This window comes from Pseudomonas sp. SC11, assembly GCF_047039205.1.
Lineage (GTDB): Bacteria > Pseudomonadota > Gammaproteobacteria > Pseudomonadales > Pseudomonadaceae > Aquipseudomonas > Aquipseudomonas boreofloridensis.
Genome location: NZ_CP178183.1, coordinates 630,037 through 646,118, shown reverse-complemented (window position 1 = coordinate 646,118; position 16,082 = coordinate 630,037). Strand labels below are relative to the sequence as shown.

General features: G+C 52.1%; 14 protein-coding genes. 4 read left to right on the top strand and 10 right to left on the bottom strand.

Annotated elements, in window-relative coordinates; genetic code table 11:
- Positions 1–4 precede the first annotated feature (4 nt).
- Positions 5–478: an arsenate reductase ArsC gene (locus ACK2SD_RS02970; RefSeq protein ID WP_058764381.1), complete on the top strand. Its 474-nt coding sequence runs from the start codon at positions 5–7 to the stop codon at positions 476–478.
- On the top strand, positions 475–1,197 hold the full coding sequence (gene arsH, locus ACK2SD_RS02965) for an arsenical resistance protein ArsH (RefSeq protein WP_058764383.1): 723 nt from the start codon (positions 475–477) through the stop codon (positions 1,195–1,197). Before ACK2SD_RS02970 ends, arsH begins: the two co-directional genes overlap by 4 nt.
- A gap of 53 nt (positions 1,198–1,250) precedes the next feature.
- Here arsH and ACK2SD_RS02960 read toward each other — a convergent pair whose 3' ends face one another.
- Positions 1,251–1,526 carry a helix-turn-helix domain-containing protein gene (locus ACK2SD_RS02960; RefSeq protein ID WP_058764385.1) on the bottom strand — a complete coding sequence of 92 codons (276 nt, stop codon included), beginning with the start codon at positions 1,524–1,526 and terminating at the stop codon, positions 1,251–1,253.
- An 82-nt stretch (positions 1,527–1,608) separates the two neighbouring features.
- Between ACK2SD_RS02960 and ACK2SD_RS02955 the strand changes: the two genes are divergently transcribed.
- Entirely contained in the window at positions 1,609–2,040 is a 432-nt protein-coding gene (locus tag ACK2SD_RS02955) for a hypothetical protein (RefSeq protein ID WP_153005853.1), read from the top strand.
- Positions 2,041–2,156: 116 nt separating this feature from the next.
- On the opposite strand, the gene ACK2SD_RS02950 is transcribed toward ACK2SD_RS02955, so the two are convergent.
- The 8 genes from ACK2SD_RS02950 to ACK2SD_RS02915 form a co-directional block, all read right to left on the bottom strand.
- Positions 2,157–3,668 (bottom strand): AAA family ATPase, encoded by a 1,512-nt coding sequence (locus ACK2SD_RS02950; RefSeq protein WP_412461304.1) that lies wholly within the window; start codon positions 3,666–3,668, stop codon positions 2,157–2,159.
- 1 nt (position 3,669) lies between these two features.
- Positions 3,670–4,707 (bottom strand): AAA family ATPase, encoded by a 1,038-nt coding sequence (locus tag ACK2SD_RS02945; RefSeq protein WP_412461303.1) that lies wholly within the window; start codon positions 4,705–4,707, stop codon positions 3,670–3,672.
- Between the two features lie 302 nt (positions 4,708–5,009).
- Positions 5,010–5,501 (bottom strand): hypothetical protein, encoded by a 492-nt coding sequence (locus ACK2SD_RS02940; RefSeq protein ID WP_058764389.1) that lies wholly within the window; start codon positions 5,499–5,501, stop codon positions 5,010–5,012.
- Positions 5,498–7,486, bottom strand: a complete 1,989-nt coding sequence (locus ACK2SD_RS02935; protein WP_153005854.1) for an integrase — start codon at positions 7,484–7,486, stop codon at positions 5,498–5,500. Before ACK2SD_RS02935 ends, ACK2SD_RS02940 begins: the two co-directional genes overlap by 4 nt.
- The gene (locus ACK2SD_RS02930) at positions 7,458–9,098 is read right to left on the bottom strand and encodes a site-specific integrase (protein WP_081323639.1); all 1,641 of its coding nucleotides are present in this window, start codon (positions 9,096–9,098) and stop codon (positions 7,458–7,460) included. The genes ACK2SD_RS02935 and ACK2SD_RS02930 overlap by 29 nt, the downstream gene beginning before the upstream one ends.
- Complete coding sequence (locus tag ACK2SD_RS02925) at positions 9,091–10,224, bottom strand: site-specific integrase (RefSeq protein WP_193756127.1); 1,134 nt, start codon at positions 10,222–10,224, stop codon at positions 9,091–9,093. The genes ACK2SD_RS02930 and ACK2SD_RS02925 overlap by 8 nt, the downstream gene beginning before the upstream one ends.
- A gap of 302 nt (positions 10,225–10,526) precedes the next feature.
- Entirely contained in the window at positions 10,527–11,075 is a 549-nt protein-coding gene (locus ACK2SD_RS02920; protein WP_029614564.1) for a single-stranded DNA-binding protein, read from the bottom strand.
- A 9-nt stretch (positions 11,076–11,084) separates the two neighbouring features.
- Positions 11,085–12,479 (bottom strand): MFS transporter, encoded by a 1,395-nt coding sequence (locus ACK2SD_RS02915; protein WP_039580798.1) that lies wholly within the window; start codon positions 12,477–12,479, stop codon positions 11,085–11,087.
- Between the two features lie 129 nt (positions 12,480–12,608).
- Between ACK2SD_RS02915 and uvrA the strand changes: the two genes are divergently transcribed.
- Entirely contained in the window at positions 12,609–15,443 is a 2,835-nt protein-coding gene (gene uvrA / locus ACK2SD_RS02910) for an excinuclease ABC subunit UvrA (protein ID WP_412461302.1), read from the top strand.
- Positions 15,444–15,546: 103 nt separating this feature from the next.
- Here the strand turns inward: uvrA and bfr are convergent, their stop codons facing one another.
- The gene (gene bfr, locus ACK2SD_RS02905; RefSeq protein WP_039580802.1) at positions 15,547–16,011 is read right to left on the bottom strand and encodes a bacterioferritin; all 465 of its coding nucleotides are present in this window, start codon (positions 16,009–16,011) and stop codon (positions 15,547–15,549) included.
- Between the last annotated feature and the right edge of the window lie 71 nt (positions 16,012–16,082).

Sequence of the window (16,082 nt, the reverse complement as noted above, 5' to 3'; positions counted from 1 at the left end):
AGCCATGAAAGTCCTCTTTATGTGCACGGCCAACAGCTGCCGCAGCGTTCTGTCTGAAGGTCTCTTCAACCACCTCGCACCTGCAGGCTTCTCTGCCGTGAGCTCAGGCAGCTTTCCCAGCGGACGGTTGAACCCTACCGCGGTCCAGACGCTGGAGGGCCTGGGCATCGACACCTCCGGTCTCTATAGCAAAGGATCCGAGACCTTTGAAAGCAACCCGCCAGACATCGTCATCACGGTCTGTGACAAGGCGGGAGGCGAGCCCTGCCCGGTCTTCTTCGGCCCTTCGATGAAAAGCCACTGGGGCCTGGCAGATCCTTCTGATGTTGTCGGCAGCGCTGACCAGGTCCAGGCCGCGTTCGATGCGACGGTGGCTCAAATCCGCAGAAGACTGGACGCCTTTTTCCGCCTCGACCCGAAGGTGCTGAGCCCCGCGCAACTGAAGCAGGCGCTCGATCAGATCGGAGAGATCCAATGAGCGACACTCGCGAAACCAACCCCAACCTGGACGAATCGCTATTCGACGTCCCCACCATCGATAAGCTCTCCGAGCCGGCCCAGCTGCACCACAAGCCGCGCATCCTGCTGCTGTACGGATCGAATCGCGAGCGCTCCTTCAGCCGGCTGCTGGTCGAGGAAGCAGCCCGAATCCTCCAGCTCATGGGCGCCGAGACGGCGGTCTTCGATCCATCCGGCCTGCCTCTGCCTGACGACGCTCCGGTAGAGCATCCCAAGGTTCAGGAGCTTCGCGACCTGGTGCTCTGGTCCGAAGGGCAAGTGTGGTGCTCGCCCGAGCGCCACGGCTCGATGTCAGCGGTATTCAAAGCGCAGATCGACTGGATCCCGCTCACACTGGGCGCGGTACGTCCTACCCAAGGCAAGACGCTCGCTGTCATGCAGGTCAGTGGCGGATCTCAGTCGTTCAACACGGTGAACCAGCTGCGGGTCCTCGGCCGGTGGATGCGTATGGTGACGATCCCCAACCAGTCATCGGTCCCCAAGGCGTTCCTGGAGTTCGACGAAGCGGGACGCATGAAGCCCTCGGCCTACTACGACCGGGTGGTGGATGTTATGGAGGAGCTGATGAAGTTCACGCTTCTCACCAGAGGCCGGGAAGCCTACCTGGTTGATCGTTACTCCGAGCGCAAGGAGAGCGCCGAGGCCCTCTCGGCGCGGGTCAATCAGCGCGAGATCTGATCGCCCCAATTTGCTTCGGATCCAACGCCTGCATGGAGCCATCGCAACTTTAGCTAAAACGCAGCGAGCTCTGATTTGATGATCTCCAGCAACGATGCCGTAGCCTCCTGCTGATCCCGCTCCGCATACGATGCCAAGAGCAAGGTGACAGGATGAACGCCTAACACGTTGGCAAGCTGGTCTAGCTTCTCGATGGTGGGGCACTTCAGGCCCCTCTCAAGGCTGCTGAGATAGGTACGACTACTCACCATAGCGAAATCCTCTTGAGTCATGCCTTTCGCAACCCGAACACGCTTCAAGGTGGTGCCGAATGCCCGCTTCAGTTCCATTTCTGTTGCTCAAAAATGAAATATGAAGCGCGCTCGAACCCTATAGAGCTACAATCTATAGGGTTCGTTAGGAGAGGAAAACATGTTTCGCACGCACCGATCTACAATGATTAGCAACCCAGAACACAGCCATGAGGAGGCTATATGGAGCTGCGTTGAGCACTGTATCCAATTGCCATGGTTCTACATTGAGGTCCGGCGAAAGAATGACGATCAGCCAAAAGTCCTGCAAATAATGGATCCACAAGTATTTGTGGAACTATTAGAACAGGATACCAAAGACTCTTACGTTGAGTTCGTTCAACTTGTAACACCACCACAATTAAATGGCACACATAAATGGATGATGGAAGAGCTAATCTCATTTTGGCATTTGTATCATCCGGAACTAGGCGGTTCAGAGCTATACGAAGTCTCTGAAGGAAAATATTACTCAATGATCGATCCAGACCACCTAAGAAGTAGGTCAGGGATCAAAAAAAAGATCCTTTATACAACAGCAAATCGCTCGTAAAAACAGTAACTTTCTTGATTTCTGCAATTACTTCCGAAAGATTAAAACTAACGAAAGCCATGAAAACTTAATTACTAGAATGGCTTTCAAAATAGCAACCAATGAACTCTCGTAGTCTATCCTCGCCTTGACTCCACTGAGCTCTTGATAGACTTTATCTCTTCATACCAAGCACCAAACTGGTAGATGGACTTGGTAGAATAATAGTTCCTGACATCATCATGCTCAAGCGGACTTAGATTTGCATATAAATCCTTAAGTCTGTCTGCTTCAGACGACAAGAGCGGCACTATCCTCATAAAATCTTTGAAGTTAGACACCTGCAATGTTCTAATTTTATACTGGTGACGTTGCTCATTGAACACATAGGCATTTGTAAGACGCTCGACCAAGCGTCTAAGCAGAGCTGAAAGCCTGGACTTTTCGTCTGCACTAATTTCGACCTGTGGAGAGATATACTGGTCTATTTGTTGACACAGCTCCTCCCACTTGTCTACATGTTCCGACACTGTTGCGCAGTCTTCAAGCACTTGGACAGAGAATGCATTACTCAAACCGGAACCATTCATAACATTCTGAAGGTTCGCAAAGAAATCCCAGTTATGCGTCAACACAATCAACTGAGACAGCACATTGTCTCTAGCGTAATCACGCAAACGCTCACAAAAATTGGAAATATAGTTATAGTCAAAGCTAGTGACTGGATCATCCAAAACAAGAACCTGATGAGGGGCAACACTTGCCTCACACATAAACAAGGCAAGAGCGTGGACCTTAAGTTCACCTTCGCTCAAGACCCGATGAATCAGTTCGTCACCAATTTTCGGGAGTACTATTGCATCGGCCCCTTGATTAGCAAGGCGTACGCCTACTTGCTCAAGTGACGCACCGCAAAGGCGGCGATACTCACCATCCAGGAACGGTATAAAAGAGCTAAGAACGAGCGCCGCATGTGCCTCTTTCTTTTTCGCAGTTAGTGCAGATAGGCGAGATGCAAAGTTATAATCCTCAAAACCATTAGAGACACTAACGAAGGCTAATGCCTCTTTACAAATAACCTCTACTCTAGAGCGGACGGAGAATGCAGCCTCACTAATGCTCAGCGAGCTAATTTCAGTCGAAAGCCTTGCAATTTCTTCGTTAACCACCTGGAGACCTTTCGCAGCCAAGCTCAAAGCCGAATCTGCATTATTATATTCTAGATCCACCGCCTGAAGATAAACGTTCAAATCAGCATAACGAGAATAACCTGATAATGAGGAGTGATCGATTATGGGAGCCTGCAGTGACTTTTTGACTAACGAGATTAGGTCATAAATCCCGCGCAAAAAATCGGCACTCAGAACGCCTGAATAGCTTGAATAGTGCACCTCTACAAAGTCTTCAATTCGTTTCTTCTTTGCGTACTCAATTTTCTGCTTGGCTTGCAGTTCAGACAGTTCAAACTGAAGCGACGAAACCAGGTGATTTTGAAAAGAATTAAATAGTGCCTTCGCTCCATCGTCTAGTTTCTGACGGCACAATGGACAATTATCAACGTGAGCTAGAGGTTGCAACTCAGCTGCTGTAGCAATTAGCTTTTGCTGGATCGAAAAATCTAAAGACTTAGAAAATACGGCACCTGCCAACTCAACACTTGCAGCGTGCTTTTGTTGGGATAAAAGCAAAACTTGGCTGTATGCTGTAAAGGAAAAAACTGAACACTGCTGAATAAATGTTTCTAATGAATTTTTTTACTTGGCCTAACAGATTTTTCTTGAAAGCGATGGCCTGCTGCCCCTCCAGACTAGTCGCCGCCTTAAGCTCTTCTATCCTCGCTTGCTTCTCCGATTTTAAACGTCGCTTATCTTCATCAAAAGTCACCGTTTCAATCCAAGAAAGCATCGGCTGGCAGTTAATTGCACTCCAGTCCTTGAACACCCCTGTATTGGTATTTATAACTGCGCCAACCTGGAGCTTGACCTCTTCAATATGGCCATCAACGCGCTTTCGATACTCTGCGATCTTGGATCCACCATGGGCCTGAAACTGTTTCAAATACTCCCTAGCGGAATCAAAACACTCCAATTTGAATGCACTTAACTCCACCACAGCTTCTGGCGAGATAGAGCTATTGATATGCTTGTACGCAACTGCTGAATCAAAATACTTCAAAGCATGAGCTTGGCTACCAAAACCATTTAGCTCGGTCCATGTCTGTAATGGCTCACCGCGCAGCTTATAGCTGAAAGAAGGAACGTTTTTACTTGAAGAGCGGACATTGTTTAACGGCTCCTTAGGCCTTTCCGGATTCGCAAGAATTTTAAGCGCTTGGCATAAGCTTGATTTTCCCGCGCCGTTTCGCCCAAAAACTAGCGTTATACGCTTCGACAGATCCAGTCGCAGCGTATTACCTAATTTTTTAAAACCTGAAAAGTCAGATAAGCTCTCTAGATAAAAAGGTTGAAGTGAATCGCGTGTGCTCGTTTCCAATGCGGTGGGAGTGGCTGAAGAGGAAGTGTATTCCTCAGTCCCACAGAAAAGTCCCCAGAGCTGATCAAGCATAGCAGGTGGTAGGCTCCCCCCAACCGACTCAATCGCTACCTCGCATACCGCGTGGAACCAAGCCTCATTGACAGAATCCCGATGGGCTAAAAGGTAACCTGTTGCATCACTGTGCGTTGCCATTTTGACCTCCCTTTCCGAATGACCTACCCACTATAGAATTACAATTGAACTAGCGCCAGTACTGTGGCAATAATCAAGCGCAGCAGCAGAAGCACCAGCTAGCTGGCTTGACTTGGTAAGGCTAGGTAGACCGTCAGGCAATCGATGATAGCCAGAAAGGTAAATGTGCGTAAGTAGTGAGCTTTTTGCTAGGGCACAGGGCGGAAAATCAGAGAAGAATGTCAAGAAACTGCCAAGAGCGTATAACTACTTTCCGACGCAGCACCGCCTAATGGCAGTATAAACTCCGCCCGATTGTGAAATTACAAATCCGCGTCGAGTGTTCCTACAGGAGGAATAGGCCTATCTAGTTGCCTCAAGATGCAATTTGTATCTCGAAGATTCGGCAATCCTTCCTTCGGATTGAGAGGCGTATCTATCAAGCTCATTTGAACGCCAAACCTCGCTCTGACGTTGTATGCGATCTGCTGCCACCTCAAAAGCCATTTAGTTTCACGACTCTTATAAGCATCTACCTCCCGCTCAAGCTGTTCTATCCTGATGACCATCTGTTCACTATCCCTTACAGCGTTCTTCTTTTTTGAGGCTAATCCCCCGGCCAGCGATGCCTTCGCAGCGTTGAACGCCACCTTTATTTCAAGCCGAGCATTAAGTGCCTGCCTCGTAAATCCAAATTGATCCTCTAACTTTTTCCAGCGAAGGCCCGAACCTAACTCTCCCAGCGCCCATCGATCCAATTCCTTAACAATAGCCCTGACATCTTCCGGAGACATTCGCCTTGCAAACTTGCTCATGCCCGTTCTCCTAATATACGTGCTTTGAGCGCACCGACATCCACGTTTGAATCACCCAACATTGACTCAAGGGTAGCAAGCTTTTTCTTCGAGTGACTCATCCACTGGTGGCTTTCACCAACTCTACTGGACAGAGACTTGGCAAACGCATTCTCGTACTGAATAATCTCAACCTCAAAGGCCCGAATAATGCTACCAAGCTTACTTTCATCGTCCTTTTCCCAAGAAAAATCTGAGCACTTTGCATGGCACTCCAGATGGTTTGGGCATGGAGACTGTGAAAGATTGCGAGTACACATTCCGGTCCCAAGCTCATGAACTCCGGTAACCCTAGCCTTCAAATAAGCCTCTTTGTATTCCACCGGCAGCTTTGAGTAACTATCAGCAATAGCACCGCCTATCTTTCCCTCCCTTAGCTTCTCCTGATAAATCAACGCCCTTTTTTCACGGGAGGTGTGCTGATATGCTTTAGTATCATAAACGTATTTACGTCCAAACCACTTGGTCTGGACGTAATCACTCATACCACCGTCGTTCAATAACGTATTGATAGTATGCCTAAAGTCATGACTTGAGAAATTAGGCCCAATCCCATCTGCCGCGTACTCAGCGGCAAGGGCCTCAAAATGATCCCTGAGAAATGTCGTAAACATAGAATGAGTAACGGTTGTAACAATACAATTCGAAACAGCCCCTGAAGACCCTCCTTGATATCTAACAATAAGCAAGTCTTCCTGATAATATTTAAGACCACTTGAAGCGATTCGTACAGGGTCATTTAAGCGAGAGTCAAAAGTGCTCCTACAAAACGCAATCAAGCCTTCCTTGCTTGTAAACCTCGAAAGGTTAGCAGAACATACACCTTGAATAGTCCGCTTACCAGGATCTGAAAATACATAGCCATTAAGTGAAAGCCATCCGTTGGGTCTTAGTGGATTGTAGTTAAATCCTAAAATTTTAAGGCCCGCCAAATAAAACTTATGATCATCTGCGTAGGGCTCGACCCAACGCAGATCGGGACCATTCGTAGCTCGCATCTCCTTAGCAGTGGAGCGCGCCTCGCGAGTTATCTCAGTTAGCTCCGAGACTACATCTTCAACAATAGTAATAGCTTCTTTCGGAAGCCATATCTTATCGATAGGATGGACGTTGTCGCCTTTACTGGTTTTCATCAGAAAATAACGTAGGTATCTCCTGCCATCCGCATCTGAAGCGACCATCTGCAGCGGTAACGTCGCAATCTCGCTATAGCGCCTGCCAAGGCAGGCAAGTAGCACAAGCATGAGAACATACATTCGATACTTATTTTGAACAGGCACCTTTTGATATAGCAAACCTATAAGCTTGAAAAGTTCAAGGCTGACGATACGATCACCGCTAGTTTGATCGAGATTGCTTGGAGCATCCAATCGTTTTTGGGAAACGCCTCCAGCGTTTGCCGGACGCTTTAAACCCGAGTACCTATATTCAAGTCTGACATTACATAACTGGTTAGCATCACAGTGCGCGGCAAACTCATTAATAGCCTTGTGCAAATTGTATGCTGTAGACTCCTTATAGTGCGCAGAGATTAGGCGACACGCCATATCAAGATCTTCGGGAATTAACTTGCATAGTGGGCGCTTACTACCTCCTACGCAATAGCTAATATAACTTATAGCCATAACGAAGGATTGGTGATTGCTTATCTTCTGACTAGAACGATGAGCTCGCAAGCAGAAAAGAGATTTTGCTACCATCCCCCAGTCGCCTTCCAAAGGAAGCGCACCTAAACTAGGCGAATGACGGAAATAGATACTTGTTGTGCCAAATCTTTTGCCAGATAGGACGGTCAAGGGTCCAGCTGTGAATGTCCAGCTTTCTTTTATCCAAGTCACGCTTTCGAAGCCAAGCATTCTAAGCATTCGAGCTTTGCTTACAAGAAGTTCAAGATTGGCGGCGCGATCTTGATCAAGCTTACTTAGAAACGGAGAGACCTTCGGCACGATTGTTCTCCATCATGCATTGCTTGCATTTCTCGACGACCTGCGCAACCGCATAAATGATCTCATCCATCTGACCTGCTATGCGTTTGTCAGCTAATCTAAATTTTTTCTCACGCTCATCCAAAAGATAGTTCAGTACGGACTGATGATCCGCATTTATATATGCCTGAAATTTAGGGCACTTATAGCAGGAATAAGGAGGATGCAAGGTACAAAGCGAGTGTTTCCCGCAAACGCCGAGGTCAACATCAGAGTCATTTCCGGTTTGAAAAAAAGGAATATGCTTGCCTTCATCGTCTTCGTTTAATGCCTCATGACCCGGCATTATGAAATCGCCTTTAAAGAACTGGAGCATCTGAGCGTATGGTCCAATCAGTGCTTTATCCAGCAGTTCCACGATATCACCCGCAAGATCGAAGTAGACCTGAACATGCTGTACATCGGTATGATCAAGAATTTGAGCCAGTTGACGCTGGGAGGCTCCATCCCTCACTAAATTTGTTGCAAGAGTGTAGCGAAGGCGCCGAGGAGTTAAATGTAGTAGTGAATTAGTCAGGGGCGATACAAGCCGATGGCTAGCCACAAAATCTTGAATCAAATCGGCAAAATAGTCAGAAGAATAATTGAAATATGTTTCTTTGTAGCCGGAAGCAATGGACGCCGAATTGCCAGAATAGTTAAAAAAAAGTGGCCTATCGAAATCTTCCTTTTCCTTGCTTAGGCTCGATATTGGAACCTTGCGATTGGCCGCGATTAACGCCTGAATATAGGGTGCAAATTCATCTGGCAAGTGTACTTCTACGAAGTCATTGCGCGGATTAGTCAGTTTCTTTTTAATTCTCGGATATCTTATTACCCAACATGGCTGATCAAGACCAGGCGCCACATTGATAAGGTCGCTCTCGCGCAACCAAGATAGATTCGCTGGATTTCTACCATGAGCAATGAACAAGGCCAAGGCAGCACGCTGCTCAAGCTCAATAGTATTTGAGCAAATGGATGATTGAAGCGCATTGTAGAGGGGCTGTAGTTCATAGATACGATGTAGCGGACCAGCCTCTATGTCCTCGTTCTTCACAGCCTCACCTTTAGGGCCGCCTGGTATCTTCAATTGCTCTAAAACGCTCCCATAATCCTCATTGAAACCTAGCTCGGTAAGGTACTGACATCCCCAGAGATAGAAGATCTTTGGTGCATACACTTGGTAGAGCTTATGATCCCGCCTCGTTGTAGAGATCATCCTTTCATAACTATTAATCAGTTCCTGCTCGAAGTCCTTTATATGCGGCTTATTTAAACCTGGATCTGGCAGCAATAAAAGTCGATAGCAATCCTGAAATATCCTGTAAGCATAGACGCCTGAGGTTCTTTTTATTGTGTAGTAGCAATAACGCATCAATGCATATCGAAAATTAGGATTCTTTACTCGCCTAAAGTCTAGGAGTAAAGACCTCCCACTAACGTTTGGCATCCACCATTTCAAGCCGCTTGTATCTACTACGTGCCCTTCACCGCTCACAACTGATGCCGGTATGACGTCCCAATGAGCGATCTCGTTTTCCTGCACTACCGAGGGCACAACCTCATGCTTTACTTTATTAAACTCAGTCATGACATCGATGCTCTCGAAAACCTTGCATTAATGTGTCGTGGTACTGAGATTGAATAGCGGTTGCCTGGCGGATAATTTCTCCTGCAACATAGACCTCTTGGGAGCGTGTACTGTTGTCACCTCGCAGATACGCTAGCACTTGCTTACGCTCGTCTTCTGGTACTCCGCGCTCAGCCATATCTCGTTCAGTGCGACTTGAATAGGTGTGCCTGAGTGATTTAGGAGTTAGATTAGAAGGAAGCTCACTTTTAAACCTATCTCGTATTATTCTAAAGTAATTAGATATGCTATTCCCGTGTAACGGATCACCCTCATCGGAAACTATTAGATAGCTATGGTCTTTGTCATAGCGATCCATCACCCTCTCTCGATGCTCTTCAATGTACTCTTCGATTAGGCTCAACAGGGTAATATCCTGGACCACCAAGTCACGGCCATTACGTTTGATCCTTGGCTGAGGAGATCTTGTATCGTTAGGATCTGCCACCCGCCTTATAACCCTCAACGCTGTAACGCTGCCAAACTCGATATCACTCAACCTCAAGGTAAGAACCTCTGCGGGACGAAGACCGAAGCTCAGCATAATCATCACAATTATGAAGTTTCTAAACCTGACATGCTCGTTCAGACCGTAAGCATCAGGATTTCTGAAATCCACACACCATACTAGGGCTTTGATCTGATGATCGCGCAAGCCTTTTGTAATGGACTTATTCTGGGGTGGTTTACGCAGCTGTTGGTCGCAAAGAATCTTATCAATATGATCTTTATGAGCCTGAATGCGTAGGAATGCGGGATCATTAGACGATAAACTTGCTAATTTAAATCGAAAACACCATCCTATAAATTGCCGTATTGTGATAAGACGCAGCTTGAAGGTCATGGGCGAAACGGCAACTTTGACTCCGCTGTTTGATATCAAAGCTGCAGTTTTTTTTGAACCAGCCGTTACGGTAAGGCGTAGTCGTTCACATAGGCTTCCTGAAAGCTCTGCCTCAGTAAATATGTGATCACTGCTAACGCGTTTGGCAAAGTCAATATTAAGTGAATCTAGCCATACATAGAATATTGCTAGCTCTCTAAGGTTTCTAATAAGTGTATTAGGACTTAGATCGCGTCGATGCATAATCCACTCGTTTGGGAGTGGTACGGGCAAGCCGTCTTCATCGATAAGGACTGGTAGGTTTTGCCCAGATGGATGTCGCACCAGCTTGACGTCCATTCCCCGGCCCTTTACAGAGTGCTGTGTAGATTTTTATCTTTACACCCTAATTTTTGTTTGGTCTACCTTCGTACCTTTACAGTGCGCAAAAGAAAGCCCTCTGAGCTTTACAGCCAGAGGGCTTATTTTTTCATGAAAGATCCCAGCACTGGACGGCTACAGACGACCTTGGCGTATCAGACCTTTACATTAGATTCTTGTGTAGATTAGAACGGAATATCGTCATCGAAGCTGTCGAAGTCAGCGGCGGGCTGGGGTGCCTGCTGCTGTGGCGCGGGACGCTGCTGTGCCTGCTGCGGACGCGGCGCCTGCTGACGTGGTGGGGCTTGGTTGTATTGCTGCTGACCACCGCCCTGGTTGTAGTTGTTGCCACCACCCTGGTTGTACTGATCGCCGCCTTGCTGGTTCTGCGGACGGCCGCCGAGCAGCTGCATGGTGCCCTGCATGTCGACGATGATTTCGGTGGTGTAACGCTTGATGCCGTCCTTTTCCCACTCACGGGTCTGCAGCTTGCCTTCGATGTAGCACTGCGAACCCTTGCGCAGGTACTCGCCAGCGATCTCGGCCACTTTGCCGAACAGCGAGACGCGGTGCCACTCGGTGCGCTCGACCTTCTGTCCCGACTGCTTGTCGGTCCACTGTTCGCTGGTGGCCAGGCTCAGGTTGGTCACGGCGTTACCGTTGGGCAGGTAGCGGACTTCGGGATCCTGGCCGCAGGTACCGACCAGAATGACTTTGTTAACCCCACGGGCCATAACGTTCTCCTAGGCTTCGCACGCCGTCGGGGCTGGGTTCACCAGACGCTCGAGGGTCGCACGGTCCAAAATTTTCGTATCCAGTTTGATATAGATGGCGGCTTCTTCTGCCACCACCACGGCGTCGGTCACACCCGTCACGGCCATCAGACGTTCGGCCAGTCCGGCTTCCCGAACCGCCTCCGGCGTCAGCGGCATACGCAGGCTGGTGACATAAGGCGGTTCGTTCATGCCCAAGGCAGATACCAGCCAGATACCACACAGTACAGCACATCCGAGGAACACCGTGCCCAGGCCTCCGTGCTGGAACAACCAGCCACCGATGATGCCTCCCAGCGCCGCGCCGAGGAACTGGCTCGTGGAATAGACTCCCATGGCCGTCCCCTTGCCGCCAGCGGGCGACACCTTGCTGACCAGCGAAGGCAAGGATGCCTCCAACAGGTTGAAGGCCGTGAAGAATATCACGGTGCCGGTCACCAATGCCCGCAGGTCGTCAGCCCAGCGCCAGAAGAACACCTCGGTGAGCAGCAGCACGGTGACTGCACCCACCAACACGCGCTTCATCTTGCGCTTCTTTTCGCCGTAGATGATGAAGGGCACCATTGCAAAAAATGAGATCAGCAATGCGGTTAGGTATACCCACCAGTGCTGTTCCTTGGGTAACCCGGCGCGCTCTACGAAGGCCAGTGGCAGGGCCACGAAGCTGGCCATGAGGATCGCGTGCAGCACGAAAATGCTCAGGTCCAGGCGTAGAAGGTCCGGATTGCGCAGGGTCGGACCGAGGGCCTGACGTGCCACGCCCGATTCTCGATGCTGCAACACGCTGTGCGTGCTGGGCACGACGAAGGCGATCAAGGCGATACCCACTACCGCCAGTCCTGCAGTGGCGAGGAACAATCCTGACAAACCGAAGGCACTTGTCAGCAACGGGCCAACCACCATGGCGACGGCGAACGACACGCCGATGCTCATGCCGATCATGGCCATGGCCTTGGTGCGGTGTTGCTCGCGGGTCAGGTCGGAAAGCAGGGCCATGACGGCTGCGGAAATGGCACCCGCCCCCTGCAGAATACGGCCGGCGATCACGCCCCAGATCGAATCGGCCTGCGCCGCCAGTACGCTGCCCAGGGCGAACACCACCAGCCCCAGGTAGATCACTGGGCGTCGGCCAATCCGGTCGGAAATCATCCCGAACGGAATCTGCAGGACCGCCTGGGTCAAGCCATAGGCACCGATGGCCAGACCGATCAGCGCGGGTGTGGCGCCGGCCAGGTCCATGCCGTAGGTGGCCAGCACGGGCAAGACCATGAACATACCCAGCATACGAAAGGCAAAGACCAGGGCAAGGCCGCCTGCGGCGCGGGTTTCGCTGCCGCTCATGCGTTCTTGATGGATGTCGTGCATGGATGAACCTCGTCTGAACCGGCGGCGATTCTATCAGTCCCACGACCAGACGGCATCTGCGCGACGCTTTGCCGCGTAGTGGCAGCGCGCCGTATACTTCTTCGTTTACGCCCGCCGAGCGAGGCTGCTTTGGACACGATCCTGATCCGTGGGGCACGCACCCACAACCTGAAGAACATCGACCTGACCCTGCCACGGGACAAACTGATCGTCATCACCGGTCTGTCCGGTTCCGGCAAGTCTTCCCTGGCCTTCGACACCCTCTACGCCGAGGGCCAACGTCGCTACGTCGAGTCGCTGTCGGCCTATGCCCGACAGTTCCTGTCGATGATGGAAAAGCCCGACGTCGACACCATCGAGGGCTTGTCGCCGGCGATTTCCATCGAGCAGAAGTCCACGTCGCACAACCCGCGCTCGACCGTGGGCACCATCACCGAAATCTACGACTACCTGCGCCTGCTCTACGCGCGCGTGGGCACGCCGCGCTGCCCGGATCACGACATTCCGCTGGAGGCGCAGACCGTCAGCCAGATGGTCGACCTGGTGCTGGAACAACCCGAGGGCAGCAAGCTGATGCTGCTGGCACCGGTGGTGCGCGAGCGCAAGGGCGAGCATCTGGCGGTGTTCGACGAGATGCGCGCCCAAGGCTTCGTCCGCGCCCGGGTCAACGGCAAGCTCTACGAGCTGGATGAACTGCCCAAGCTCGACAAGCAGAAAAAGCACAGCATCGACGTGGTGGTCGACCGCTTCAAGGTCCGCGAAGACCTGCAGCAGCGTCTGGCCGAGTCGTTCGAGACGGCCTTGAAACTGGCCGACGGCATCGCCCTGGTGGCGCCGATGGACGACGACAGCGGTGAAGACATGATCTTCTCGGCGCGCTTCGCCTGCCCCGTGTGCGGCCATGCGATCAGCGAGCTGGAACCCAAGTTGTTTTCCTTCAACAACCCGGCCGGTGCCTGTCCAACCTGCGACGGCCTGGGGGTCAAGCAGTTCTTCGACACCAAGCGCCTGGTCAACGCCGAGCTGACCCTGGCCGAAGGCGCGATCCGCGGCTGGGACCGGCGCAATGTGTATTACTTCCAGATGCTCGGCTCATTGGCCGCGCACTATGGCTTCAGTCTCGACCAGCCTTTCGGCGAACTGGCGGCCGAGCACCAGAAGGTCATCCTGCAGGGCAGTGGCAAGCACAGCGTCGACTTCAAGTACCTCAACGACCGCGGCGACATCGTCAAACGCTCACACCCCTTCGAGGGCATCGTGCCGAATCTGGAGCGGCGCTACCGCGAAACCGAGTCAGCCACCGTCCGCGAGGAACTGGCCAAGTTCCTCGGCACCCAGCCCTGTCCAGACTGCCGCGGCACTCGCTTGCGCCGCGAGGCACGGCATGTCTGGGTCGGTGAGAAGACGCTGCCGGCGGTCACCAACCTGCCGATCGGCGACGCCAGCGAATACTTCGCTGCGCTAACCCTGACCGGCCGACGTGGCGAGATCGCGGCGAAGATCTTGAAGGAAATCTGCGAGCGGCTGCAGTTTCTGGTCAACGTGGGCCTGGACTACCTCACCCTCGACCGCAGCGCCGAAACGCTCTCCGGGGGCGAAGCGCAGCGCATCCGCCTGGCCAGCCAGATCGGTGCGGGCCTGGTGGGGGTCATGTACATCCTCGACGAGCCATCGATCGGCCTGCACCAGCGTGACAACGATCGCCTGCTGGCCACCCTCAACCACCTGCGCGACCTGGGCAACACGGTGATCGTGGTGGAGCACGATGAGGACGCCATTCGCCTGGCCGACTATGTCGTGGACATTGGCCCAGGCGCTGGTGTGCATGGCGGGCAGATCGTCGCAGAAGGTACGCCGGACGAGGTCATGGCCCATCCAGACTCGGTGACCGGCATGTATCTGTCCGGTCGCAAGAAGATCGTCGTCCCGGCCAAGCGCACACCCCGCAACAAGAAGCTGCAACTCAAGCTGAAAGGTGCGCGCGGCAACAACCTGCAGAATGTCGATCTGGAAGTCCCCATTGGCTTGCTGACATGCGTCACCGGGGTTTCGGGGTCAGGGAAATCGACACTGATCAACAACACCCTGTTCCCCCTGGCCGCCACCGCCCTGAACGGTGCCAGCAGCCTGGAGCCGGCCGCCCACAGCAGCATTGACGGCCTGCAGCACCTGGACAAAGTGGTCGACATCGACCAGAGCCCAATCGGTCGTACCCCACGCTCCAACCCGGCGACTTACACCGGCATTTTCACGCCGATTCGCGAGCTTTTCGCGGGCGTGCCAGAGTCACGCTCACGCGGCTACGGTCCGGGACGGTTTTCTTTCAACGTCAAGGGCGGACGCTGCGAGGCGTGCCAGGGCGATGGCCTGATCAAAGTGGAGATGCACTTCCTGCCAGATATCTACGTGCCGTGCGATGTGTGCAAGAGCAAGCGCTACAACCGCGAAACGCTGGAGGTCAAGTACAAGGGCAAGAACATCCACGAAGTGCTGGAAATGACCATCGAGGACGCCCGCGAGTTCTTCGATGCGGTTCCGGCACTGGCGCGCAAACTGCAGACGCTGATGGATGTGGGTTTGTCTTATATCAAGCTGGGACAATCGGCGACGACGTTGTCGGGCGGTGAAGCGCAGCGAGTGAAACTGTCGCGCGAGCTGTCCAAGCGCGATACGGGCAAGACCCTGTACATCCTTGACGAGCCCACTACAGGCTTGCACTTTGCCGATATCCAGCAACTCCTGGACGTCCTTCACCGTTTGCGCGACCACGGTAACACCGTGGTGGTGATCGAGCACAACCTGGATGTGATCAAAACCGCGGACTGGCTGGTGGACCTGGGTCCAGAAGGGGGCTCACGCGGCGGGCAGATCATCGCCTGCGGCACACCGGAAGAGCTCAGCAAGATGAAGCAATCCTACACCGGGCATTATCTGAAACCGCTATTGGAACGGGACCGGGTATAACGCAAAAGGCCGCGCCTATAAAACTGTGCAGATCCGATGATCTGCACAGTCTTGTAAGCGCGGCCTCATGTGTCGAGAGGGCTAAACAGCGGCCCTGCTGGTGTCACATCTGCGATTGCAGGTAGTTCTGCAGCCCGATGGATTTGATCAACCCCTGCTGCTTTTCCAGCCAGTACGTGTGATCTTCCTCGGTATCAGCCAACTGCGCGCGCAGGATGTCGCGGCTGATGTAATCCTTGTGCGACTCGCACAACTCGATGCCCTTGCACAGGGCAGCACGCACTTTGTACTCCAGGCGCAAGTCGGCCGCGATCATTTCAGGCACTGTGGTGCCGATATCGAGGTCGTCCGGCCGCATGCGCGGCGTGCCTTCAAGCATGAGGATACGACGCATCAGAGCATCGGCATGCTGCGCCTCTTCTTCCATCTCGTGATTGATACGCTCATAGAGCTTTGAAAGGCCCCAGTCTTCGTACATGCGCGAGTGGATGAAATACTGATCGCGTGCCGCCAGTTCGCCCGTGAGCAACGTGTTGAGGTAATCGATGACGTCCGGGTGACCTTGCATCGCCCTGATACTCCTGAATAACGCTTGATAGGCTCATAGTGTGAACCATGATTTTCCCAAGGTCACTCGAT

Bases quoted from the DNA above. Each gene is read 5' to 3' on its own strand.
- ACK2SD_RS02970 (WP_058764381.1), top strand. From the start codon at position 5: ATGAAAGTCCTCTTTATGTGCACGGCCAACAGCTGCCGCAGCGTTCTG.
- arsH (WP_058764383.1), top strand. From the start codon at position 475: ATGAGCGACACTCGCGAAACCAACCCCAACCTGGACGAATCGCTATTC.
- ACK2SD_RS02960 (WP_058764385.1), bottom strand. From the start codon at position 1,526: ATGGAACTGAAGCGGGCATTCGGCACCACCTTGAAGCGTGTTCGGGTT.
- ACK2SD_RS02955 (WP_153005853.1), top strand. From the start codon at position 1,609: ATGTTTCGCACGCACCGATCTACAATGATTAGCAACCCAGAACACAGC.
- ACK2SD_RS02945 (WP_412461303.1), bottom strand. From the start codon at position 4,707: ATGGCAACGCACAGTGATGCAACAGGTTACCTTTTAGCCCATCGGGAT.
- ACK2SD_RS02940 (WP_058764389.1), bottom strand. From the start codon at position 5,501: ATGAGCAAGTTTGCAAGGCGAATGTCTCCGGAAGATGTCAGGGCTATT.
- ACK2SD_RS02930 (WP_081323639.1), bottom strand. From the start codon at position 9,098: ATGACTGAGTTTAATAAAGTAAAGCATGAGGTTGTGCCCTCGGTAGTG.
- ACK2SD_RS02925 (WP_193756127.1), bottom strand. From the start codon at position 10,224: ATGCATCGACGCGATCTAAGTCCTAATACACTTATTAGAAACCTTAGA.
- ACK2SD_RS02920 (WP_029614564.1), bottom strand. From the start codon at position 11,075: ATGGCCCGTGGGGTTAACAAAGTCATTCTGGTCGGTACCTGCGGCCAG.
- ACK2SD_RS02915 (WP_039580798.1), bottom strand. From the start codon at position 12,479: ATGCACGACATCCATCAAGAACGCATGAGCGGCAGCGAAACCCGCGCC.
- bfr (WP_039580802.1), bottom strand. From the start codon at position 16,011: ATGCAAGGTCACCCGGACGTCATCGATTACCTCAACACGTTGCTCACG.